This window comes from Caballeronia hypogeia (assembly GCF_001544875.2).
Taxonomy (GTDB): Bacteria; Pseudomonadota; Gammaproteobacteria; order Burkholderiales; family Burkholderiaceae; genus Caballeronia; species Caballeronia hypogeia.
The window spans coordinates 228,020-249,532 of record NZ_FCOA02000006.1; the positions used below are offsets into that span (position 1 = coordinate 228,020).

Annotated in this window: 21 protein-coding genes; 9 read left to right on the forward strand and 12 right to left on the reverse strand. The window is 64.2% G+C overall.

What is annotated here, in order from left to right:
* Nucleotides 1-52: 52 nt before the first annotated feature.
* Together AWB79_RS12835 and AWB79_RS12840 are read right to left on the reverse strand one after the other, a co-directional pair.
* A complete protein-coding gene (locus AWB79_RS12835; protein ID WP_061167795.1) occupies nucleotides 53-832 on the reverse strand; it encodes an N-acyl amino acid synthase FeeM domain-containing protein in 780 nt (259 codons plus the stop codon).
* A 559-nt stretch (nucleotides 833-1,391) separates the two neighbouring features.
* Nucleotides 1,392-1,814, reverse strand: coding sequence for a hypothetical protein (locus AWB79_RS12840; protein ID WP_061167796.1), 423 nt, complete (start codon nucleotides 1,812-1,814; stop codon nucleotides 1,392-1,394).
* Nucleotides 1,815-2,119: 305 nt separating this feature from the next.
* Between AWB79_RS12840 and AWB79_RS12845 the strand changes: the two genes are divergently transcribed.
* Nucleotides 2,120-3,340, forward strand: coding sequence for an EAL domain-containing protein (locus AWB79_RS12845; RefSeq protein WP_232470890.1), 1,221 nt, complete (start codon nucleotides 2,120-2,122; stop codon nucleotides 3,338-3,340).
* Between the two features lie 3 nt (nucleotides 3,341-3,343).
* Here AWB79_RS12845 and pip read toward each other — a convergent pair whose 3' ends face one another.
* Nucleotides 3,344-4,321, reverse strand: coding sequence for a prolyl aminopeptidase (gene pip, locus AWB79_RS12850; RefSeq protein ID WP_061167798.1), 978 nt, complete (start codon nucleotides 4,319-4,321; stop codon nucleotides 3,344-3,346).
* Between the two features lie 166 nt (nucleotides 4,322-4,487).
* On the opposite strand from pip, the gene AWB79_RS12855 reads away from it, so the two are divergent.
* Nucleotides 4,488-5,201, forward strand: a complete 714-nt coding sequence (locus tag AWB79_RS12855) for a lysophospholipid acyltransferase family protein (protein WP_061167799.1) — start codon at nucleotides 4,488-4,490, stop codon at nucleotides 5,199-5,201.
* A 9-nt stretch (nucleotides 5,202-5,210) separates the two neighbouring features.
* Here AWB79_RS12855 and AWB79_RS12860 read toward each other — a convergent pair whose 3' ends face one another.
* Entirely contained in the window at nucleotides 5,211-6,035 is an 825-nt protein-coding gene (locus tag AWB79_RS12860) for an SDR family NAD(P)-dependent oxidoreductase (protein ID WP_510183484.1), read from the reverse strand.
* 77 nt (nucleotides 6,036-6,112) lie between these two features.
* Between AWB79_RS12860 and gcvA the strand changes: the two genes are divergently transcribed.
* Nucleotides 6,113-7,018, forward strand: coding sequence for a transcriptional regulator GcvA (gcvA, locus tag AWB79_RS12865; protein ID WP_061167800.1), 906 nt, complete (start codon nucleotides 6,113-6,115; stop codon nucleotides 7,016-7,018).
* 25 nt (nucleotides 7,019-7,043) lie between these two features.
* Here the strand turns inward: gcvA and AWB79_RS12870 are convergent, their stop codons facing one another.
* A complete protein-coding gene (locus tag AWB79_RS12870; protein ID WP_063963488.1) occupies nucleotides 7,044-7,412 on the reverse strand; it encodes a response regulator in 369 nt (122 codons plus the stop codon).
* Between the two features lie 223 nt (nucleotides 7,413-7,635).
* Nucleotides 7,636-8,574, reverse strand: coding sequence for a pca operon transcription factor PcaQ (pcaQ, locus tag AWB79_RS12875; RefSeq protein WP_061167802.1), 939 nt, complete (start codon nucleotides 8,572-8,574; stop codon nucleotides 7,636-7,638).
* A gap of 115 nt (nucleotides 8,575-8,689) precedes the next feature.
* On the opposite strand from pcaQ, the gene pcaH reads away from it, so the two are divergent.
* The 3 genes from pcaH (at nucleotide 8,690) to AWB79_RS12890 (ending at nucleotide 10,419) form a co-directional block, all read left to right on the forward strand.
* Nucleotides 8,690-9,391: a protocatechuate 3,4-dioxygenase subunit beta gene (gene pcaH, locus AWB79_RS12880; RefSeq protein WP_061167803.1), complete on the forward strand. Its 702-nt coding sequence runs from the start codon at nucleotides 8,690-8,692 to the stop codon at nucleotides 9,389-9,391.
* 8 nt (nucleotides 9,392-9,399) lie between these two features.
* Nucleotides 9,400-10,008, forward strand: a complete 609-nt coding sequence (gene pcaG, locus AWB79_RS12885; protein WP_061167804.1) for a protocatechuate 3,4-dioxygenase subunit alpha — start codon at nucleotides 9,400-9,402, stop codon at nucleotides 10,006-10,008.
* Nucleotides 10,009-10,110: 102 nt separating this feature from the next.
* A complete protein-coding gene (locus AWB79_RS12890) occupies nucleotides 10,111-10,419 on the forward strand; it encodes a DUF2288 domain-containing protein (protein WP_061167805.1) in 309 nt (102 codons plus the stop codon).
* Between the two features lie 125 nt (nucleotides 10,420-10,544).
* On the opposite strand, the gene AWB79_RS12895 is transcribed toward AWB79_RS12890, so the two are convergent.
* A complete protein-coding gene (locus AWB79_RS12895) occupies nucleotides 10,545-11,633 on the reverse strand; it encodes an AI-2E family transporter (RefSeq protein WP_061167844.1) in 1,089 nt (362 codons plus the stop codon).
* A 173-nt stretch (nucleotides 11,634-11,806) separates the two neighbouring features.
* Here AWB79_RS12895 and AWB79_RS12900 point away from each other — a divergent pair, with 173 nt between their 5' ends.
* A complete protein-coding gene (locus tag AWB79_RS12900) occupies nucleotides 11,807-12,334 on the forward strand; it encodes an OmpA family protein (protein WP_061167806.1) in 528 nt (175 codons plus the stop codon).
* Nucleotides 12,335-12,348: 14 nt separating this feature from the next.
* Here AWB79_RS12900 and AWB79_RS12905 read toward each other — a convergent pair whose 3' ends face one another.
* From AWB79_RS12905 to AWB79_RS12915, 3 genes are read right to left on the reverse strand one after another with little or no spacing between them, the layout of a single operon-like run.
* Complete coding sequence (locus AWB79_RS12905) at nucleotides 12,349-14,346, reverse strand: acetyl/propionyl/methylcrotonyl-CoA carboxylase subunit alpha (RefSeq protein ID WP_061167807.1); 1,998 nt, start codon at nucleotides 14,344-14,346, stop codon at nucleotides 12,349-12,351.
* Nucleotides 14,347-14,350: 4 nt separating this feature from the next.
* The gene (locus AWB79_RS12910) at nucleotides 14,351-15,958 is read right to left on the reverse strand and encodes a carboxyl transferase domain-containing protein (RefSeq protein WP_061167808.1); all 1,608 of its coding nucleotides are present in this window, start codon (nucleotides 15,956-15,958) and stop codon (nucleotides 14,351-14,353) included.
* 11 nt (nucleotides 15,959-15,969) lie between these two features.
* Entirely contained in the window at nucleotides 15,970-17,151 is a 1,182-nt protein-coding gene (locus AWB79_RS12915) for an isovaleryl-CoA dehydrogenase (RefSeq protein WP_061167809.1), read from the reverse strand.
* A gap of 164 nt (nucleotides 17,152-17,315) precedes the next feature.
* Here AWB79_RS12915 and AWB79_RS12920 point away from each other — a divergent pair, with 164 nt between their 5' ends.
* On the forward strand, nucleotides 17,316-18,050 hold the full coding sequence (locus AWB79_RS12920; protein ID WP_061167810.1) for a TetR/AcrR family transcriptional regulator: 735 nt from the start codon (nucleotides 17,316-17,318) through the stop codon (nucleotides 18,048-18,050).
* On the opposite strand, the gene AWB79_RS12925 is transcribed toward AWB79_RS12920, so the two are convergent.
* Together AWB79_RS12925 and AWB79_RS12930 are read right to left on the reverse strand one after the other, a co-directional pair.
* On the reverse strand, nucleotides 18,037-18,933 hold the full coding sequence (locus AWB79_RS12925; RefSeq protein WP_061167811.1) for a ferritin-like domain-containing protein: 897 nt from the start codon (nucleotides 18,931-18,933) through the stop codon (nucleotides 18,037-18,039). The genes AWB79_RS12920 and AWB79_RS12925 overlap by 14 nt on opposite strands.
* A 144-nt stretch (nucleotides 18,934-19,077) precedes the next feature.
* Nucleotides 19,078-19,761 carry a TetR/AcrR family transcriptional regulator gene (locus AWB79_RS12930; protein WP_061167812.1) on the reverse strand — a complete coding sequence of 228 codons (684 nt, stop codon included), beginning with the start codon at nucleotides 19,759-19,761 and terminating at the stop codon, nucleotides 19,078-19,080.
* Nucleotides 19,762-19,912: 151 nt separating this feature from the next.
* Here AWB79_RS12930 and AWB79_RS12935 point away from each other — a divergent pair, with 151 nt between their 5' ends.
* The gene (locus AWB79_RS12935; RefSeq protein WP_061167813.1) at nucleotides 19,913-21,442 is read left to right on the forward strand and encodes an MDR family MFS transporter; all 1,530 of its coding nucleotides are present in this window, start codon (nucleotides 19,913-19,915) and stop codon (nucleotides 21,440-21,442) included.
* The last annotated feature ends 71 nt before the right edge of the window (nucleotides 21,443-21,513 follow it).

Sequence of the window (21,513 nt, forward strand, 5' to 3'; positions counted from 1 at the left end):
GCTCCGTGGTCCGGTTATTTGCTATTAACTTCCTGGAAACGATCGTGCCTTTTTACCTGCCGTAAGCCATCAGCGGAGCCTCCGGGCATCGTACCGGTTCCCAATCAAAAGATAAATCTACAGATTGCAAATCGATATCCGGGTGGTGCGTGTTCACCATGTAATTGAACAGTGGATGGCGGGCTTCCTCCCAGCGCTGGCGGGCCGCGGCGACATCTTTCGCGAGCACGCGATGCGGCAGGCCGCCGACGTGCGACATCGGCAGGAATTCATTGACGCCGAAGACATCTTTGAAGAGCATCGCCTCATACTCCCGATCCAGCGGCGAACGCGCCGTGATCACCATGTAATCGATCCCGTGCAATTCGCAGAACGCCCAGAGCGCCTTGCACAACGCCACCTTCACCACCCGCCCTACCATGCCCCCCGCGACCCCGAGGCGCGTCGCCTCCGCCAGACGGTTCGCCGCCAGATGCTCGGGCAGATGCACCGACTGTTCGACGGCGAGCGGCGCATACGCATTGGTCTGAATGCGCATGGTCCCGAGCGGCGCGCCATCGAGCTTGGACTCCGCCAGCAGCACCGCGGTGCCGCGGTCGCGGTCGGAGGCCTCGACGGTCATCGTTTCGGCGAATTCGGGCAGATGCCGCCCGTAGGCCGAACGTCTGATGCTCACGGCTTTTTGCAACCCGGCATCATCGCGGACGATACGGATAGTAAACGGCATCCGTTCCGTTTTCTGAAGGGCGGGCACAACCGTGAGAGTCGGGCGAACCGTCGACGATTCGGATTGGTTAGCGGCGGTATTGTTGGCAAGGTTCAGACGTTCCATTTTGTAAACCCCATTTTTTCTTGGCGATTGGAAAAGCGCCGCGTGTGAAGGAGGTCTTTTCGTTGGTTCCTTACACGGGCGCATCGAGCCTCTCACGAAGTCAATTAACGGGGTGCGCGCTTGCCGCTGTTCTGGAGCAAATTTCGGGCTAAACCAGTCGAAGTAAGCCTCTAATCGGCGAATCGGTCGCCGGGTAGCCGCCACGAACCAGGATATGCATATGTCGTACAGGAATATGCGGGCCCGAAATGGGTGAATAGAAACGAGGGCGAGCAGCCACCGGTTAAATGCGAGAGGCAATCCGGAGAATAGCGTCGGCCGAAGCTTCGCGGCGTATCGCCTAAAGGCCCGAAAACACTAAAAAAATGGCATGCGGTAACGTTTGCTAACTATCCGGTTCGCACGAAGCGCGAAACACGCAAAAGGAGGCGCCAAAGGTGGAAACGGGCGCAGACACCAGCCGAAAAAAAAACGGGCGCGCCCCTGAAAGGGCGCGCCCGCTCTTAACACGACATATTCGTGTCGGCAGTGTGAAAAACCGCTAATGCGGCATAAAAAATCAGTCGTCGTCGTCGAGCCAGGGAATATCGACATCGGTAATGAAGGCGACCATGGCGAGCGGCCGCCCTTCCTGCCGCCCGAGATTGCCGTCGGCGCGCTGCCACTCGCAGCGGAAGATGGTCGCGGGCGTATCGGCGAGCAGCGTGATGGTGCGGATTTCGTCGGGATCGTTTTCTTCCACCGGACCGTCGAGCGATACCAGCAACTGCTGGGGCCACACGCCGTCGGCGGGATCGTAGATCTTGTCGCCGTCGTGGATCACGACGTGCGCTTCGACGCCAATGGTCGCCGAGGCCTCGACAATCATCTTGCCGAGCGCGCGCAGCACCGCGGTGGCGCGGCCCGAGTTCGCCTGACGGATTGCGAGATCGCCGCGCGTCAGCGCCTGCTCGAGTTTGGGATTGGTTTTTTGTTGCGCCATATCTCTCTCTGATGGTTCGTTGCGACTTTCGACGGGCGAGGCCCGGCTTAGTTGCACGCGGATCGTAGCATCGCACCAACAAAGATAGGTCGCGTACGCGGCGTCGGCAAACCGCTTGCCTGATACAGGCATTCGCTCAAGTTTGCGCACGATCGGCCGATATTGCGCTCATCCCCAACGAATCGCGTGACCGCCGTGCCGTTCATCGACCTCTGTGCCTCCATCTGCCTTCGTCCGCCGGCGCTCGCCTTCCGTTCGCCGTCGCCGCGCGCCGTATCGCTGGCGCGGGTCCTTGCCGCCTGAACGTGTCGACCACACAGACGGAAATCGTCGACGGCATCACGCTGCGCACGCATCTGCAGCCCATCTACAGCCTGCCGCACCAGCGCGAGGTGGGCTATGAGGCACTGCTGCGCGGCGTCGCGGGCGATGGCGCGCTGGTCGGCCCGTTCGACCTTTTCGGGCGCGCGATCGTCGCGGGCAGGCTGACCGAGCTCGACCGCATGAGCCACGTCACGCATCTGCGCAACGCGGCGCCGCTTCTGCCGGACGCGCACTGGCTCTTCCTGAACATCAGTCCCGCGACCTTCACCGATCCCGGCTATGCCGCCCGTCTCGCCACGGCGACGCGCGCGGCGGGTCTCGCGCCCGAGCGGCTCGTGATCGAAGTGCTCGAATCGGGCGGCACCGACGTCGAGGAAATCTCGCGCGCGACGCACGCGTTCCGCGCGCAGGGCTTTCTCGTCGCGGTCGATGATTTCGGCGCGGGGCATTCCAACATCGACCGGCTGCTCACGCTCAGGCCCGATATCGTCAAGCTCGACCGCAGCCTCGTGCGCGCGAAGAGCGCTCACATGCGCGACGCGCTGATGCCGAAGCTCGTCGATCTGCTGCACGAGTCAGGCATGTTCGTCGTCGCCGAGGGCATCGAGACGAAGGAGGATCTGATGCTCGCGGCGCGCTCGAATGTGGATTTCGTGCAGGGTTATCTGTTCGGCTTGCCGTCGCCACGGCTCGCCGGGCGCGGCACGGCCACGCCGCTGTTCGAGGACGTGTTCGACGCGCTCGCGCAGATGCGCCGCGCCGAGCGGCTCGCAAGCGACCTGCTGCTAATGCCGTATCGCTCGAATCTGAAGCAGGCGGCCGCGCGTTTCGCGGCGGGCGCCACGACGCGTGCCGCATGCGCCGAACTGCTCGCGCTGCCCTGCACGCTCAGTTGCTTCTTTCTCGATGCCGGCGGACGCCAGTTCATGCCCGATCTCGCCGGCGCTGCCGCCCGCGCGTCGAACGAACGCTTCGCGCCGATCGCGGATCCGTCGACCGGGCGCTGGGACAATCGTCCGTACTTCGTCGGGGCGCACGCGAAGCCGCAGGAAGTGATCACGAGCGCGCCGTATCTCTCGGTGACCGGCACGTCGCTATGCGTGACGCTGACGATCGCGACGCAGCGCGCCGCGAAGCACGTCGTGATCGGCGCGGATCTCGACTGGCGCAGGCTGATCGAAGCGGCGCCGGCGATTCTCTGACGTTCAGACCGTCTGCGCGACCGCATTCGCCAGCGCCGCCGCGCCCGCGCGCAACGCCGCCAGATTGCCCGGCTCGAACGTCCAGTGGCCCGAGGCGTCGACGACCGAGAGCTCCGCGCCCGGCCAGCTCGCCGCGAGCGCGAAAGCCTGATCGGCCGGGCAGACCATGTCGAAGCGACCATGCACGATCCTGCAAGGCAAATGTGCGACGCGCGCGACGAGCGACAGCAGTGGCATGGGCGGCAGTTCGTTCGCCATGTAATGCCGTTCGAGCAGCGCCATCGAGATCGCGGCGGCATTGGCTTCGGCGCTCGGACGCTTCTCCTCTTCGGCGGGCTGCTTCTCCGGTTTGTTGACGACCGAAAGCGTGGTTTCGTACAGCGTCCACGCGCGCGCGAGCCGCGTGCCCGCCTCGTCGAAACGCGCGAGCGGCGCTTCGGTCAATTGCAGGATGTCGCGCGCATTCGTCGGGCGCTTGCCGCAGGCCGCCTCGATGGCGTCGAGAAACGCGCGATGCGCGTCGGGAAACACGCGACGCACGTCCCACAGAAACCAGTCGATGTCCTCGCTGCGCGCGAGAAAGACGCCGCGCAACAGAAAGCCGAGACAGCGCTCCGGATGCGCGACGCCGTACGCGAGACCGAGCGTCGTACCCCACGAGCCGCCGAAGATCGCCCATTGTTCGATGTTCAGCGCGGCGCGCAGTTTTTCGATATCGCCGACGAGCGCGTCGATGCCGTTATGTTCCAGCTTGCCGAACGGCGTGGACTTGCCGCAGCCGCGCTGATCGAAGAACACGATGCGCCATTTGTCCTGCTCCAGCACCTCGGCCCACTTCACGTTCATCGCGCCGCCGGGGCCGCCGTGCACGACCAGCATGACCGGCATGTCGCGCGGACCTTGTGCGCGCCAGTAGATGGAATGACCGTCGCCTACGTCGAGCATGCCTTCGTCGAAGTTCTGCGGCGTTTGTGTATTCATTGCGCTGATTCCTTGCGGGATGTGTTTCGTCGGGGTCCATTGTTGCATCGCTTCCATGACATCGCATGCTGCGCGGCGCACACCGCGTCTCCGGCGCGTTTTGCCCGATACGCTATGCTTGCGGATTCCCGCCGTTCGTCACCCACCTGTCATCTCACGAATCCCGATGCGCCGCACCCTCGTCAAGTGGCTCTTTGCAACCTATCTGCTCGGCAGCGGCATCGTCTGGTCGATCCTGATCCTGCCGCTGTTTCCGTTCGTCGGCCGCGACGGGCGTTATGCGCTCGCGAAGCTCTGGTGCCGCGCAATGGTCGCGATGATGCGCGTCATCACCGGCGTGACGTGCTCGATCGAGGGGCTTGAACATTTGCCGGAAGGGCCGTGCATCATCTTGTCGAGGCATGAGTCGACCTGGGAGACGCTTTCGTTCATGGCGCTCTTTCCGCGCCGCATCAGCTTTGTGTTCAAGCACGAGCTCATGAACATCCCGTTCTTCGGCTGGGTGCTGCGTGGCCTCGACATGGTGAGTCTGGATCGCGGCTCGATCCGTCAGGCGCACACGGCGGTGACGCGCGAATGCGCCGCGCGGCTGAAGAAAGGCGACACCGTGGTGATCTTCCCCGAAGGCACGCGCGTCGCGCACGATGCGCCGCTCAAGCTGGCCTCGGGCGGCGTGCGCCTCGCGTGCGCGACGAAAGTGCCGGTCGTGCCGGTCGTGCACGACGCCGGCAAGGTGTGGCCCGCGAAGGGCTGGCCGGATCGCGGCGGGCATATTCGCGTGATCGTCACGCCGTGCCTGCCGCGAGAGTTCGAAATTGCGCAAGAGTTGAATCGCCTCGCCCAGAGGCAAATGGACGAGGCGCTGGCCGAACTGCGCTAGGCGCGTGTTTCAGGCCTGGCGGCCCGCCATCACGCCGCCATCGACCGGCAGCACCGTTCCCGTGATCCACGACGCGCGTTCCGATGCGAGAAACAGGATCGCCTCGGCGACATCGGCGGGCTGGCCGTTACGGCCCAGCGGATGAAACGCGTTGAAGGTCGGCAGCACTTCCCTCACCTGATCGGCCGACATGAACGTGCCGTACACCGGCGTCTCCACGACGGCCGGCGCGACCGTATTGATGCGGATGTTCGCCGACGCCAGTTCGATCGCCAGATTGCGCGTGAGCGCATGCACACCCGCGTTCGCGGCCGAATACGCGGCCGACGGCGTCGCGCCGATCGCCTGCAACGCCCACAGCGATCCGGTCTGTACGATGGCACCGCCGCCGCGCTCGCGCATCGCGCGGGCGGCGGCCTGCGCCATGAAGAACTTGCCTTTGAGGATGGTGTCGAGGAACCCGTCGTATTCGGACTCGGTGACGTCGAGAAAAGCCTTCGGGCTGAATACGCCGGCGTTGTTCACGAGAATGTCGACGCCGCCGAATGCCTCGCGCGCCAGATCGACGAGCGCGGATGCCGTCGCGGGCAGGCCGATGTCGCCCGCGTGAAACCGGACTTTCGCGCCGTCCGGATCGATTTCGGACGCCGCGCGCCGCAGCTTGGCCTCTTCCCGTCCGCCGATCACGACGCTCGCGCCCGCTTCGACCAGACGCTTCGCCACTTCCTTTCCGATACCCGAGCCGCCGCCGGTGACGATCGCGACTTTAGAAGAAAAACTATCGTACATTTGCAGAATTTCCATTGCGCCGAAGACGCGGAATGCGTTCTTCATGACAATGATTCTGGCGACAGGTGCAGGTACCGGCAAATCAGATATTCTTCCCGCCATATAAAGAAAAACTTTCCAACATGAAAACGCCCGTCTATCTCAACGCAATGCGCGCCTTCGAGGCGAGCGCGCGTCATCAGAGCTTCTCCACGGCGGCGGCCGAACTGAACGTCACGCCCGCAGCGGTCGGGCAACTCGTGCGCGGGCTGGAGGAATGGCTCGGCGTCGCGCTGTTTCATCGCGGAACCGGTGGGCGCGCGCGCCTCGTGCCGACAGAACTCGCACAGCGCGCGCTTCCCGATATCCGCGCCGGTTTCGACCGTCTGAGTCTCGGCCTCGAACGCCTCAAGGAAGGTTCGGCGGACGGCGTGCTGACGGTTACCGTGAGTCCGGCGTTCGCGGCGAAATGGCTGCTGCCGCGCATCGACCGCTTTCACGACGGCTGGCCGGATACCGACGTGCGCCTCGACACGAGCCTCAAGCTGCTCGATTTCGCCGCGCAGGGCATCGATATCGGCGTGCGTTACGGTACAGGCAATTGGCCCGGCCTCACCGCCGAAAAGCTCATGGACGAGGAAATCTATCCGGTATGTTCGCCTCGGCTGCTCGCGCACGGCGGATGGCGGGAGCCCGCCGATCTCGCAGGAGAGACGCTGATCCACGATCTCTCGGTGGATAGCCAGTCGGGCTTCGTGTCGTGGCAGGCGTGGTTCGCGCACGCGGGCGTCGGACGCGCGGCGGCGGATCGCGGCATGAAGATCAACAATTCGGCGGCCGTGCTGCAGGCCGCGATCGACGGCAACGGCATTGCGCTGGCGCGCAGCGTGATGGCGCGCGATGACATCGCGGCGGGCAGGCTGGTGCGCCTGTTTCCTGATTTGCGGATGACGTCGGCGCTGGCGTACTACGTCGTGTACCGGCCCGAGTGCGCGACGCTGCGACGACTCGCGGCGTTCCGCGACTGGCTGCTGGGCGAAGCAGGCTGACGCGCCGGCAGCGAGAAAGCGTTGCTCAAAGCGGCCGCTTCTTCGCGGCGGCGCACAATCGATTCACTGCGGAAATCAGCGTTTCCATATCGACGGGCTTGCGCAGATAACCGTCGTAGCTCACGAACGCGGGCGGATTCGGATGCCCGGAAATCATCAGGAAGGGAATGTGGGCGAGCGCGGAATCGTTTTTCATGGTCTGGCACAAGAGCGCGCCGCCCAGGCCCGGCATCATCCAGTCGGAGACGACGATGTCCACCTTGTTCGCGCCGAGTATCGATAACGCGACGTTGCCGTCGAACGCGCACAGGACGTTGCAGTCCGCATCCTGCATGCAGAGGGTCCAGGCTTCGATGGTGGCGGGGTCGTCGTCGACGAGCAGTACGGTCTTCATCTTGCGAACATGATCGATACGGAGCCCGCGCGCGTTTCTGTGTCCTGGACAAGTCCGGGCATCGTGGGATGTGACCGCGGCCGCGCGCGTTTGTTGCAGTCACTCCGTTTCTCGCTGCTTTTCGTCATAGTATTTCTTTCCCGGAAAACCTGCGCGGCAAATGCGATATGCGCTTTTAAGCAACTTGCGCGCCGCGTCCCGTCATCCGCCATTTGGGCATAGCTCATTTGCTGTTCGCGCGCGAGCGGCCCGCCTCCCGCAGCGCGTCGACCAGCGCTTCTTCGACCGGCGTGCGCGCCGCGTCGTTGCGGCGGATCAGGCCGATGGGCTCGTCGGTGCCGGCGAATGGCATAGGCAGCGCGGCGAGCAGTCCGAGCGCGATGTCCTGCTCGACCGCGCCCGCCGGCACGAACCACACGGCGTCGTTGTTCATCGCGAGCGCGCGCCCGGTTGACACGGACAAAGTTTCAACCAGCGCCGTCAGCGCATGCGCGCCAAACGCGGTGAGCACGCTTTCCGCCGACTGCCGGATCAGCGTGCCGAACGGCGGCACGACGATCACGAAGCGCGCGAGCAGCGCGGGTGTGAGCGGCGTCTCGAGCGTCAGCGGATGTTCCCGGCGCACGACCACGGCGAGCGGCTCGCGATAGATCTGCTCAAAGGACAGCCCGTGCATCGCTTCCGGCTCGGACAATCGTCCGACGACGAGATCGACGTCGCCCGCCTTGAGCTTTTCCAGCAGAAGCGCGTTGGAATCGGTCCATACCGACAGCGACACCGCCGGCCATTGCTGCCGGAACGTCGTCAGCGCGGGCGAAAGCAGCACCGGCGCGACGGTCGGCAGCACGCCGATGGAAACCGACCCCGGCACATCGCCGCGCTCGCGCAAGAGCATGTCCACGCCCTCGCGCAACGACGCCACGCAGGCGCTCGCATGCGGCGCGAACAGCCGGCCCTCGCGCGTCGGCACCGCGCCGCGCCGCCCGCGCTCGAACAAACGCACGCCTAGAATGGATTCGAGTTCGCCGATCGTTTTCGATACGGCGGGCTGCGTGATCGACAGGCTATCGGCTGCGCGCTGCACGCTGCCGAGCTGCGTCACCGCCAGAAAGCACTGCAAATGCCGGAACTTGACGCGCGTGTTGGTGAAGTCGGTATCCATGACGTTCCGTTATGCAAGATGGCACAAAACATCATTTTCCATAACTTGCGGCGTTCTATAAAGTAGCCGTCAGAAACATCCTATTCAACTCCCACAATTACAGGAGACAGTCGACATGACTTCACCGATCCTCACACCGCGTGATTGGGAATCCCATCCGCCGTATCTGTCGCCGGGATATCGCTCGTCGGTCCTGCGCAGCCCGGGACTGCCGCTGATTCCGCTGAAGGAAAACCTGCGCAACCGTCGCGTGCCGGTGTACGGTGCTGAAGATCTGGGCGTGCTCGACAACGACCTCACGCGCAACGCCGCGAAAAATGGCGAACCGCTCGGCGAACGCATCATCGTGACGGGTCGCGTGCTCGACGAAGGCGGCCGTCCGGTGCGCAACACGCTCGTGGAAGTGTGGCAGGCGAACGCCGCCGGCCGCTACGTGCACAAGGCCGACCAGCACGACGCGCCGCTCGACCCGAATTTCCTCGGCGCGGGCCGCTGCCTGACCGACGACGAAGGCCGCTATCGCTTCATGACGATCAAGCCGGGCGCGTATCCGTGGGGCAATCACCCGAACGCGTGGCGTCCGCAGCACATCCACTTCTCGCTGTTCGGCGAGTATTTCGGCTCGCGTCTGGTCACGCAGATGTACTTCCCCGGCGACCCGCTGCTCGACCTCGATCCGATCTATCAGGGCATTCCGGAACACTCGCGCCAGCGTCTGGTTTCAGCCTTCTCGATCGACACGACGCAGGAAAACTACGCGCTCGGCTACGAATTCAACATCGTGCTGCGCGGCCCGGACCAAACGCCGACGGAGTAAGGACGAACATGACCACGCTGAAACAAACCCCCTCGCAGACCGTCGGACCGTACTTCGCTTACGGCCTCGTTCCGGAGCAGTACAACTTCGATCTGAAGAGCCTGTTCACCGCGTCGGCGGCGGATCGTGAAGTGCCGGGCGAGCATATCGCCATCGTCGGCAATGTGTACGACGCCGAAGGCAAGCCCGTCAACGACGCGCTGATCGAAATCGCCCAGGCCGACGCGAGCGGCCGCTATGTGCAGTCCGCGCAGGAAGCGCGCGAATCGGGCTTTCGCGGCTTCGCCCGCTGCGGCACGGGCACGGACCCGAAGCTCCGTTTCATCTTCGACACGGTGAAGCCCGGCGCCACCGCCGACGACGCCGCGCCGCACATCGACGTCATCGTGCTGATGCGCGGCATGCTGCTGCACGCATACACGCGCATCTACTTCGAGGACGAAACCGACGCCAACGCGAAGGACGCCGTCCTGCAGAGCGTGCCGGCCGAGCGCCGTCATACGCTGGTCGCCAAGCGCGAGACGGGTGGATCGGCCACGCCGGGCGCGTCGGGCACGACGTATCGTTTCGACGTGCATCTGCGCGGCCCGAACGAAACCGTTTTCTTCGACCTGTAAGGTCTGTCACGTTTCTCGCAGCGGTAGTTTGAAACGAAGGCGTCCAGCACTGCGTTATAGTGTCGGACGCCTTTCGTTTTCTTCTTTGCCTTCCCTTTTTTCATGTCCGACGCTCCCACGCCCAGCCCCCTCTACGTCAAGCTCCTCGCTGAAACCGCCCAGATCGGCTGGTCCGAGCTGGAACGCTTTTTCGCGCAAGGCAAGCTCATCTGGGTGAAGGGCGATCTCGATCTCGTGAGCGTCGCGGAAGCGGTCGCCAACGACGACAAGCAGCAGGTCACGCAATGGCTCTCCGCCGGTCTCGTGGAACGCATGCAGGCTGAAACCGCCTCCGATCTCGCCGCGCGCGATCCGGAATTGTGGGCGGTGGTGTTGTCGCCTTGGGTTTGTGTGCAGGAGCGGGGGAAGTAGGTCAGTTCCGTTTGCGTGATCGCGACGTACGCCCTCGGCTGTATTTGTGTGATCGCGCGTTATGCGTCGGACGTCGAACGCGCCACGGCGCATTCGACGCGACACCGGGGTAAGCGCTGAAAGCGCTAACTCCGGTTGTCGACCCAATTGCCCCAGAGCACGACGAGTATCGTCATCAACGCCGGTCCGATAAACAGGCCAAGCAGCCCGAACGTCTCCGCCCCGCCCAGAATCCCGAACAGCACGAGCAGGAACGGCAGCCGCGCCGATCCGCCGATCAGCACCGGCCGCACGAAGTGCTCCGCCACGAACACGACGATCATCCCGAACACGGCGACGCATGCCGCCGCGATCATCGACCCTTGAGCGAGCAACCACAGCGCCGCGCCGAGGAACACGATCGGCGCGCAGAACGGCAGCATCGCCGCGACGGCGGTGAGCATGCCGAGCAGCGTCGCATGCGGGACGCCGGTGATCGCATACGCGCCGCCCAGCAAGGCGCCCTCGCCCAGCCCCACGACGACCAGCCCGACCACCGTGCTGCGCACCGATTCGGCCATGCGCCGCACCAGCGCCGCGCCGTCCGCACCGAACGCGCGGCGTGAGCCGGTCAGCAATTGCTCGCCGAGTTTCGAGCCGGCCAGGAAGACGAAGAAGAGCGTCATCAGCATGAAGCCGAAGATGACCAAGCCATGCACCACGCGCCCGCCGAAATGCCGCGTCATCGCGACGACCGTCGCGCTGTGCAGGTTCTTCACCGCGGGCGAGGCCTCGAGCGGCGTCGACAGATTCTTCTCCCACCAGTGCGCGACCTGCGATGCGCCCATCGGCAGATGCTCGATGAACGCGGGCATCGGAATGCCGGTGCGCAGCACTTCGTGGAACCAGTCGAGCATGTCGTGCGCCTCGGCCACCGTCTGCGCCGCGACGACCAAGATCGGCACCACGAAAAGCAGGCCAATGGCCGCCGTCAGCCCGACCGCGAGCAACGTGTGATGCCGGCTGAACACGGGCCGCCGTTCGAGCCAGCGAAACGCCGGCCACAGCGCGATGGCGATGACGCTCGCCCAGACCACGGCCGGTATGAAGGTGCGCGCGGTGTAAAGCGCAACCAGCACGAGCACCGCATGGAGCGCCACGGAAGCCGTGCGCTGCATCTTGCGCGTGCGTTCGTTGGAGTCCGGCGAGATGTCCTTGTGCGGCTGGATCGGCATGAGCGGGAGCGCCTCGCTGTAAGGAAATTGCGGCAGGGGAACGTCCGACTGCATTGTAGCCGCGCACGAACCATTCCCGTTCCCGCGTGCGTCCACTGCAATCTTATTTACAAGAATTCGTTTCGCGCTCCCTATAATCGAAGCTCTGTATCGACGCAGGAAGGGACCTTGCAATGAAGGCAGAAGCTTCGCGCAAAACGATCGGGGCATGCATGACGCTCGCGCTGCTCGCGGGATGTTCGAGCGGTCTCAACCGGTCGAAAGAAGACCAGTTGAACGTGCAATACGGCATCACGATGCTGCCGGTCAAGGGCGGTGTGGAGATGCGGCTTCCCGAAGCGCCGCTGTTCGATGTCGACGAATCGGTCCTGCGCGACCGCAACTCGCCGATGCTCGACCGTGCGGCGCAAGTGCTCAAGCGAAGCATGCAGCCCATCCTGATCGAAGGTCACACCGACAACGAAGGATCGCTCGGCTATAACCGCAAGCTGTCGACGGAACGTGCCGAAGCCGTCGCGCAGGCGCTGATCGCGCGCGGCGTGCCCGCCCAGCGCATCACGACGCAGGGCGTGGCGTATCTGCGGCCCATTGCCAGCAACGGCACGGCGCAGGGCCGCGCGTTGAACCGCAGAGTGGAGATTCTGGTGCGCGCCGAGAGCGAGGATACGCTGCTCGGCGCGCCGGGCAAGAAGAAGCGTTAGGCCGCGTTACACCGTCAAGCCGCCTGCTCCGCTTCGAGCACCAGCAACTGCGAGCCGTCGGCGACCTGATCGCCGACTTCGAACAGAATCTCGCCGATCTTGCCCGACGAAGGCGCGAGAATCGTGTGCTCCATCTTCATCGCTTCCATCACCATCAGCGGCGCGCCCTTTTCCACCGATGCGCCCGGTTCCACCAGCACCGCGATCACCTTGCCGGGCATCGGCGCGGTGAGGCGTCCTTCGTGCTCGGCGTCGCCCGCGTGGGCCATCAGGTTCTGCCACTCGAACTGGAACGCCGCGCCTTCGAGGAAGACGTGGAAGATGTCGCCATCGGTGAAGACGTGGCCTTTCACGAGCGCTTCATCGAGTTGCACGGCGAATGACGTCTCGCCGCTATGCGACCAGCCGAAGCGCGCGCTTTCATCGTTCACGCGCAGGCGCTTTTCGCCATTCTTCGTGTATACGACCTTCAACGCTTCATCCGAGCCCACCGCGCGCCAGTTGAGATCCTGGCTATAGCCGCCCGCCATGCGCCAGTGCGACAGCGCATCCCACGGCGAATGGCCGTGCGCCTCGCCGCCCTCGCGCGTGAGCAAAGCCGCGCAGGCGAGCGCGAGCGCCTTGTTGCGCGATACCGATGACGGCGCGAACAACGCGTCGTGATGACGTTCGATCAGCCCCGTGTCGAGATCGCCCGACGAGAACGGCTCGCTCTTCACGATGCGCTGCAGGAACTCCACGTTCGTCGACAAGCCGACGATCTCGCACTCCGCCAGCGCGCGCGCCATGCGAGCGAGCGCGTCGCGGCGGTCGCGGCCGTGCACGATCAGCTTCGCGATCATCGGATCGTAGAACGGCGTGATCGAATCGCCGCGACGCACGCCGCTGTCCACCCGCACGTCGCCGTCGATGCTGAACTCCACCGCGTGCGGCATGCTCAGATGCTTGAGTGTGCCGGTCGACGGCAGAAAACCGCGCGACGGATTCTCCGCGTAGATGCGCGCCTCGATCGCGTGACCGCGCACCTTCAGCTGGTCCTGATTCAACGGCAGCGGCTCGCCCGCAGCCACGCGCAATTGCCACTCGACGAGATCGAGCCCGGTCACCATCTCCGTCACCGGATGCTCGACCTGCAGGCGCGTGTTCATCTCCATGAAGTAGAACTGGCCGTCCTGCGTCATGATGAACTCGACCGTGCCCGCGCCGACGTAATTCACCGCGCGCGCCGCCGCGACCGCGGCTTCGCCCATCGCGCGGCGTGTTTCATCGGCGAGACCGGGCGCGGGTGCTTCTTCCAGCACCTTTTGATGGCGACGCTGCACGGAACAGTCACGGTCGAACAGATAGACGGCGTTGCCGTGCTTGTCGGCGAACACCTGCACTTCGACGTGTCGCGGGCGCAGCAGATACTTTTCGATCAGCACGCGATCGTTACCGAAGCTCGACGCCGCCTCGCGCTTGCACGACGCGAGCGCGGCCGCGAAATCCTCGCTCTTCTCGACCACGCGCATGCCTTTGCCGCCACCGCCCGCGCTGGCTTTAAGCAGCACCGGATAGCCGATGCCGTCGGCTTCGCGCTGCAGCAACGCCGGGGCCTGATCGTCGCCGTGATAACCCGGCACGAGCGGCACGGACGCGGATTGCATCAATGCTTTCGCGGCGGCCTTCGAGCCCATCGCGCTGATCGCCTCCACAGGCGGTCCGATGAACTCGATGCCCGCCTTCTTGCACGCGTTGGCGAATTCCTCGTTCTCCGAGAGAAAGCCATAGCCAGGGTGGATGGCTTGCGCGCCGGTCTGCTTCGCCGCTTCGACGATGCGCTCGATGCGCAGATAGCTTTCGGATGCGGCCGATCCGCCGACATGCACCGCTTCGTCGCAGACATCGACGTGCTTGGCTTTTGCATCGGCGTCGGAATACACAGCAACGCTGCCGACGTTCAGGCGCTTCGCCGTCGCCGCGACGCGGCAGGCGATCTCTCCGCGATTCGCAATCAGTATTTTGTTGAACATGGCATTACATCCGGAACACGCCGAAGCGCGTGTCTTCAATGGGGGCGTTCATCGTCGCGGCGAGGCCGAGACCGAGCACGTCGCGGGTTTGAGCAGGATCGATCACGCCGTCGTCCCACAGACGCGCGCTCGCGTAGTACGGGTGACCCTGCGCCTCGTACTGATCGCGGATCGGCGCCTTGAACGCTTCTTCCTCCTCCTTCGACCACGCGCCGCCCTTCTTCTCGATGCCGTCGCGCCGCACCGTCGCGAGCACGGACGCGGCCTGTTCGCCGCCCATCACCGAGATGCGCGCATTCGGCCACATCCACAGGAAGCGCGGCGAATACGCGCGGCCGCACATGCCGTAGTTGCCCGCGCCGAACGAGCCGCCGATGATCACCGTGAACTTCGGCACCTTGGCGGTGGCGACAGCCGTCACCATCTTCGCGCCATTGCGCGCAATGCCTTCGTTCTCGTACTTGCGTCCGACCATGAAGCCCGTGATGTTCTGCAGGAACACCAGTGGAATCTTGCGTTGCGCGCACAGTTCGATGAAGTGCGCGCCCTTCAATGCCGACTCGGAAAACAGAATGCCGTTGTTCGCGACGATGCCGACCGGATGCCCCCAGATATGCGCGAAACCGCAGACGAGCGTGGTGCCGTAGCGCGCCTTGAATTCGTCGAACGCGGAATCGTCGACGATGCGCGCGATCACTTCGCGCACGTCGAAAGGCTTGCGCGTATCGACGGGAATCACGCCGTAGATGCTTTGCGCGTCATGACGCGGCGGCAGCGGCTCTTTCAACGCGACCGGCGGCGTCTTCACGCGATTCAGATTGCCGACGATGCTGCGCGCGATGCCGAGCGCATGCGCGTCGTTCTGCGCGAGATGATCGGCGACGCCGGACAAGCGCGTATGCACATCGCCGCCGCCGAGATCTTCGGCGCTGACTTCTTCGCCCGTCGCGGCTTTCACGAGCGGCGGGCCGCCCAGAAAGATCGTGCCTTGATTCTTCACGATGATCGATTCATCGCTCATCGCCGGAACATACGCGCCGCCCGCCGTGCACGAACCCATCACGACGGCGATCTGCGCGATGCCCTGCGCCGACATGTTCGCCTGGTTGTAGAAGATGCGGCCGAAGTGATCGCGATCGGGAAACACGTCGTCCTGATTCGGCAGGTTCGCGCCGCCGGAGTCGACCAGATACACGCACGGCAAGCGGTTCTGCTCGGCGATTTCCTGCGCGCGCAAATGCTTCTTCACGGTGACGGGATAGTACGTGCCGCCTTTCACGGTCGCGTCGTTGCAGACGATCACGCACTCTTGCCCCGCGATGCGGCCGATGCCCGTGATGATGCCTGCGCCCGGCGCGTCGTCGTTGTACATGCCGTAAGCCGCGAGTTGCGACAGCTCGAGAAACGGCGTGCCCGGATCGAGCAGTTGCGCGATGCGGTCGCGCGGCAGCAGCTTGTTGCGCGAGACGTGCTTGTCGCGCGCGGCCTGCCCGCCGCCTTCCGCGATCTTCGCGACTTTTTCCTTGAGGTCCGCGACGAGCGCTTCGAGCGCCGCCGCATTGGTGCGGAATTCCTCGCCGCGCGGATTCAGTTTCGATTCGATGATCGCCATGACGCGCGCCCTCAAGCCGTTTCGGCGAACAGTTCGCGACCGATCAGCATGCGGCGGATTTCGCTCGTGCCCGCGCCGATCTCATAGAGCTTCGCGTCGCGCCAGAGACGGCCGACCGGATACTCGTTGATATAGCCGTTACCGCCCAGAACCTGAATGGCTTCGCCGGCCATCCAGGTGGCTTTTTCGGCGGTGTAGAGAATCACGCCCGCGCAGTCCTTGCGCACCTGGCGCACATGACCGACGCCGAGTGTGTCGAGCTGCCGGCCGACCGCGTACAGATACGCGCGGCACGCCTGCAGCGTGGAATACATGTCGGCGACCTTGCCCTGAATGAGCTGGAATTCGCCGATCGCCTGACCGAACTGCTTGCGGTCGTGGATATACGGCACGACCGCGTCCATGCACGCGAGCATGATGCCGGTCGGGCCGCCCGCGAGCACGGCGCGTTCGTAGTCGAGGCCGCTCATCAGCACTTTGGTGCCGCCGTTCAGCTGGCCGAGAATGTTTTCCTTCGGCACTTCGACGTTCTCGAACACGAGCTCGCCGGTGTGCGAGCCGCGCATGCCGAGCTTGTCGAGCTTCTGCGCGACGGAAAAGCCCTTCATGCCCTTCTCGACGATGAACGCCGTGATGCCGCGCGGACCGGCTTCGATATCCGTCTTCGCATAGACGACGAGCGTGTCGCAGTCCGGGCCGTTGGTGATCCACATCTTGGTGCCGTTGAGCACGTAGTGATCGCCCTTTTCATCGGCGCGCAGCTTCATGCTGACGACATCCGATCCCGCGTTCGGCTCGCTCATCGCGAGTGCGCCGATATGCTCGCCGGACACGAGCTTCGGCAGATACTTCTGCTTCTGCGCTTCCGTGCCATTGCGATGAATCTGGTTCACGCACAGATTCGAATGCGCGCCATACGACAACCCTACCGACGCCGACGCGCGCGAGATCTCCTCCATCGCGACCATGTGCGCGGTGTAGCCCATGTTCGAGCCGCCGTATTCTTCCGAGACCGTCATGCCGAGCACGCCGAGATCGCCGAACTTCTTCCACAGGTCCATCGGGAACTGGTCGGTGTGGTCGATTTCGCCCGCGCGCGGCGCGATCTCCTTGGCCGCGAAATTGGCGAGCGAGTCGCGCAGCATGTCGATGTCTTCGCCCAACGCGAAATTCAGGCCGGGTACGTTGCTCATGGGTTCGTCTCCTCCAAAGGCGATGTTTTTTGGCGCACCCTGAAAAATGAGCTTCACTCACACAGGGCCGCAATCCACAGGATGGGGCAATTTCACGCTCAAATCGGCTAGCCGTCAATATATTTTTGAGCTACGCTCACATTTATTTTCCACGCATTTCCGCCATGTCCACGCAAACCAGCACCAGCCGCCGCACGCCGGCGGGCGTCAAATCGCAGCAGCGCGTGAAGGACATTCTGCAAGCAGGGCGTGACGTCTTCGCCGAAAAGGGCTACGACGCCGCGACGAGCGCCGAGATCGCGCAGCGGGCCGGCATTTCGGAAGCCACGGTGTTCAGCTATTTCAGCGGCAAACGTGAGTTGTGCGCGCGCGTGATCGCCGACTGGTACGACGAAATCATCGACGCGTTCGAAACCGGCCTGCCGCGCGATGGCTCGGTGCGGCAGCAGTTCGCGTTCATCGTCAGAACGCACATGCGGCTCATGCTGATGAACGGCACCGGGCTGTGCGCGCTCGTGTTGTCGGAAGGCCGCACGAAGCAGCACGACCTCTCGGACACGCTCACGGAATTGCAGCGCCGCTACACCGCCCCGCTGATGGACGTGCTCGCGCGCGGTCAGACGCTCGGGCATGTGCGCGGCGACGTGCCGCTGCGGCTGTTGCGCTCGCTCGTCTTCGGGCCGATGGAGCACGTGCTGTGGGACGCCACGCTCGCAAAGCGCCGCCTGAGTCAGACTCAGATCGAGACGACGGCGAACGAATTGGTCGAAGTGCTGTGGGCGGCGCTCCAGCCGCCGAATGTCGAACTGGCGGCGCTCGCGCAGTTCAGGCAGGACGTCGAGGAAGCGTCGCGGCGCTTCGAAACGAGCGCCACGCGCGAGAAGCCTACTTCCCGATGAAGCGCAACGCGAGTCGCGCGAGTTTTGGCACCGTGGTCGGACGCAGCAGGCGCGCGTCATAACCGTCCATGCGGCGATTGTTCTCCGTGAGGCAGATTTCGATCAACGAACGCACGGACACATCGCCCGCGACCGAATCGCCGACATTTGCCGGGAAATTCGCGTCCTGCGCCGCGCCTTTGCTGTCGAAGCCGCGCGCGAGAGAAATGCGGTCACGGATCAGCGAGAACCAGACGCTCGCGGTCCTGGCGAGAAACCAGGGCTTGCGATACCACGGCAAACTGCGCCGGTACCACGCGACCCAGTTCGCGAAAAAAAGAATGTGGCGCGCCTCTTCCTGAATCACCGGCTCGAAAGTCTCGACCAGTTCCTCGGGAAAATATCCGGACTGGCGCGCCGCCTCGAACAGCCCGAACGCAAAGAAACTGTCGATGCATTCGCTATAGCCCGTCAGCATCCACGCGCGCAGCGGATCGTCGGGCGCGGGATACGGTGGTTCAGGCGCGAGTTCGATGCCGTATGCCTCGACCAGCTTCGACAGCACCAGCTTGTGGCGCGCTTCCTCGCCGCCGTTCATGCGCAAGGCTTCGCGCAGTTGCGGGTCGTCGACGGTGCCCGCGTAGGTGGCAACCCGAATCGACGCGCGCCCTTCCGTCTGCACGGCGATATCCCAGATCGGCAGCGAGGTCACGCGCCTGAGCGCGGCCGGCTCGAGCTCCGGCCAGTCGATGACGGCCGGCTTGTACGGATTGTGGGTCGTCAGCAGCATCTCGCAGAACATGCGCTTGTGCAGATCCGAGCCTATCGGAATCCGCCCCGCCGACCGGTACGTCCAGTTTCGCATCGCATGATCTGCATCGACTGTGTTGAGCGTCTCGGACATATTCGAATCTTCGCCGCCGATGAGGTACGTCCTGCGGATTCTGGCATACAGAATCCAAACACGCAGGAATGGGAACCGTTTTCGCGGTATTAGCATCTGGCGAGCGGACTGCAAGTCGGACTGCGCTACGGTGGACATTCACGCTCAATACGGCTGAATCCCGTTCATCAGCAACGCCACGACGTGCCGCGCGAGTTGCCCGGACGTGATCGCGCGCCCGCCCTCCCCGCGCCAGCGCGACGTGGCGAGCGGAAACACCGTCAGCCCGAACAACGACGCGAACACGAGCGACGGCTCCAGCGCCGGGTTCAGCTTCCCCTCCTTCTGCCAGACGGCAATGCGCTCGATGGCGCGTTCCTTGTGCTCGTCGCCAAAACGCTCCGCCATGCGCCGGCGCAGCAGTCCGCCGTCGCTGATCATCTCTCGCACCCAGAGCGCCGCGAACCACGGATACCGGTCCACTGTCGCCACGAGCGTCTCCACGAACGCGCGCAAAGTATCGACGGGCTCGGAATCCGGATCGTTGAACACACGCCCCAGTTCGGCGCGCAAAGGAACGAAGCGCTCGTCGATCAGCATGTCGACCAACTGGTCGCGGGTCTTGAAGTAATAGTGGACCATCGCCGGCGTGACGCCCGCCTCACGCGCGATCGCACCGAGCGTCGTCTCGCCGATGCCCTGCCGCGCGAACATTTCCAGCGCGATATCCAGCAATCGCGCGCGCGCCTGCTCGCCATGCGCGCCGCTCGGACGTCCGGGGCGTCGTCCGGGGCGCTTCTGCACCGGCTCGGCGCCGGAGGCGACGTCTTCAACAGATTCTTTTGTCATTCCGAAAATTGACTACGTGACGGCCAACGATTATATTAACTTCAACGTTAATTAATTTCAATCCGACCAAACCCGGGCCACTGAGTCCGCGCCGGATCGAAAGACGCTCCATTTCACTTTGCGCACGGCGCCGCCAGCGCCCTCAGACAAAATGACATCTTTGCACCAAACTGCCGTCGCGGGCCCGGAGCCCGGCGAAACCGGCCTCGCGTCGAAGCCGCCCATCGGGTTGCTGTTCACGGCGCTCCTGCTCGTCATGCTGCTAGGCGCGCTCGACCAGACAATCGTGTCGACGGCGCTGCCGACCATCGTCGGCGATCTCGGCGGGCTGGAAAATCTCTCGTGGGTCGTCACGTCCTACCTGCTCAGTTCGACCATCGTCGTGCCGCTCTACGGCAAATTCGGCGACCAGTTCGGCCGCAAGGTCGTGCTCCAGGCGTCGATCGTGATTTTCCTCGTCGGCTCGATCCTCTGCGGCGTCGCGCAAAACATGACGCAGCTGATCGCGTTGCGCGCGCTGCAGGGCCTCGGCGGCGGCGGACTCATGGTCATCACCATGGCCGCCATCGCGGATGTCATTCCGCCCGCCGATCGCGGCCGCTTTCAGGGACTCTTCGGCGGCGTCTACGGCCTGGCAACGGTCGTCGGCCCCCTTCTCGGCGGCTTTCTGGTCGAGCATTTGTCGTGGCGCTGGATCTTCTACATCAACCTGCCGCTCGGCGTGATCGCGCTCGCGGTCATTCAGCTCGTGTTCAAGCCGCACAGCGCCCACGTGAATCATCGCGTGGATTACATGGGAGCGGGCTTTCTGGCGGCGGCGCTCACGTGCATCATCCTGTTCACGAGCGAAGGCGGCACACTGCTGCCGTGGACCTCGCCGCAGCTCTGGTGCACGCTCCTCCTCGGGCTCGTGTGTCTCGGCGGTTTCGTCTACGAGGAACGGCTCGCCGCCGAGCCCATCATGCCGCTCTCGCTCTTCAAGGAGCGCACCTTCGTGCTGGCGGGGCTGATCGGCTTCATCGTCGGCTGCGCGCTGTTCGGGGCGGTGACGTTCCTGCCGCTGTATCTGCAGGTCGTGAAGGGCTCGACGCCCTCGCAAGCCGGCCTGCAGATCACGCCGATGATGGGCGGCGTGCTGCTGTCGTCGATCGTCAGCGGGCGCGTCATCAGCAAGATCGGCAAGTATCGCTTCTTTCCGCGCGCTGGCACGGCGCTCGTCGCCGTCGCGATGCTGCTGCTCTCCACGCTCAGCCTCGACACGCCGCTGTGGACCATGAATCTCTATATGGCGCTGCTGGGTCTGGGCCTCGGCATGGTCATGCAGGTGCTCGTGCTCGCCGTGCAGAACGTGGTCGAATTCCGGCTGATGGGCGTCGCCACCTCCAGCGCGACGCTGTTCCGCTCGATCGGCGGCTCGGTCGGCGTGGCGGCGTTCGGCGCGATCTTCAGCAACAGTCTGCGCAACCGTCTCGAAGCGCTCCTGCCTGCCGGCACGGAGTTGCCGCAAGCGCTCGGACCGCAGACGGTCGCGCATCTGCCGCCCGCCTTACGTGACGTTTACCTGCACGCGTTCGCCAGCTCGATGCACACGGTCTATCTGGTCGCCGCGTGCATCGCCGTTCTGGCGTTTGCGCTGTCGTGGTTCCTGAAGGATCATCCATTGCGCAAGAGCCAGAGTTGACAAGCCACGTGAAGAAAAGCTCTAAAGCCGCCGCTATCCGTGGTTTCACTAGCTCCCCAGGATTTTTGGCT

What these genes read in the sequence shown, in the direction of transcription:
- pip (WP_061167798.1), bottom strand. Translation starts at nt 4,321, where the DNA reads ATGAATACACAAACGCCGCAGAACTTCGACGAAGGCATGCTCGACGTA.
- pcaG (WP_061167804.1), top strand. Translation starts at nt 9,400, where the DNA reads ATGACCACGCTGAAACAAACCCCCTCGCAGACCGTCGGACCGTACTTC.
- AWB79_RS12910 (WP_061167808.1), bottom strand. Translation starts at nt 15,958, where the DNA reads ATGGCGATCATCGAATCGAAACTGAATCCGCGCGGCGAGGAATTCCGC.
- AWB79_RS12835 (WP_061167795.1), bottom strand. Translation starts at nt 832, where the DNA reads ATGGAACGTCTGAACCTTGCCAACAATACCGCCGCTAACCAATCCGAA.
- gcvA (WP_061167800.1), top strand. Translation starts at nt 6,113, where the DNA reads ATGAAAACGCCCGTCTATCTCAACGCAATGCGCGCCTTCGAGGCGAGC.
- pcaH (WP_061167803.1), top strand. Translation starts at nt 8,690, where the DNA reads ATGACTTCACCGATCCTCACACCGCGTGATTGGGAATCCCATCCGCCG.
- AWB79_RS12925 (WP_061167811.1), bottom strand. Translation starts at nt 18,933, where the DNA reads ATGTCCGAGACGCTCAACACAGTCGATGCAGATCATGCGATGCGAAAC.
- AWB79_RS12930 (WP_061167812.1), bottom strand. Translation starts at nt 19,761, where the DNA reads ATGACAAAAGAATCTGTTGAAGACGTCGCCTCCGGCGCCGAGCCGGTG.
- AWB79_RS12915 (WP_061167809.1), bottom strand. Translation starts at nt 17,151, where the DNA reads ATGAGCAACGTACCCGGCCTGAATTTCGCGTTGGGCGAAGACATCGAC.
- AWB79_RS12895 (WP_061167844.1), bottom strand. Translation starts at nt 11,633, where the DNA reads ATGCCGATCCAGCCGCACAAGGACATCTCGCCGGACTCCAACGAACGC.
- AWB79_RS12900 (WP_061167806.1), top strand. Translation starts at nt 11,807, where the DNA reads ATGAAGGCAGAAGCTTCGCGCAAAACGATCGGGGCATGCATGACGCTC.
- AWB79_RS12935 (WP_061167813.1), top strand. Translation starts at nt 19,913, where the DNA reads ATGACATCTTTGCACCAAACTGCCGTCGCGGGCCCGGAGCCCGGCGAA.
- AWB79_RS12860 (WP_510183484.1), bottom strand. Translation starts at nt 6,035, where the DNA reads ATGAAGAACGCATTCCGCGTCTTCGGCGCAATGGAAATTCTGCAAATG.
- pcaQ (WP_061167802.1), bottom strand. Translation starts at nt 8,574, where the DNA reads ATGGATACCGACTTCACCAACACGCGCGTCAAGTTCCGGCATTTGCAG.
- AWB79_RS12870 (WP_063963488.1), bottom strand. Translation starts at nt 7,412, where the DNA reads ATGAAGACCGTACTGCTCGTCGACGACGACCCCGCCACCATCGAAGCC.
- AWB79_RS12890 (WP_061167805.1), top strand. Translation starts at nt 10,111, where the DNA reads ATGTCCGACGCTCCCACGCCCAGCCCCCTCTACGTCAAGCTCCTCGCT.
- AWB79_RS12840 (WP_061167796.1), bottom strand. Translation starts at nt 1,814, where the DNA reads ATGGCGCAACAAAAAACCAATCCCAAACTCGAGCAGGCGCTGACGCGC.
- AWB79_RS12920 (WP_061167810.1), top strand. Translation starts at nt 17,316, where the DNA reads ATGTCCACGCAAACCAGCACCAGCCGCCGCACGCCGGCGGGCGTCAAA.
- AWB79_RS12855 (WP_061167799.1), top strand. Translation starts at nt 4,488, where the DNA reads ATGCGCCGCACCCTCGTCAAGTGGCTCTTTGCAACCTATCTGCTCGGC.
- AWB79_RS12905 (WP_061167807.1), bottom strand. Translation starts at nt 14,346, where the DNA reads ATGTTCAACAAAATACTGATTGCGAATCGCGGAGAGATCGCCTGCCGC.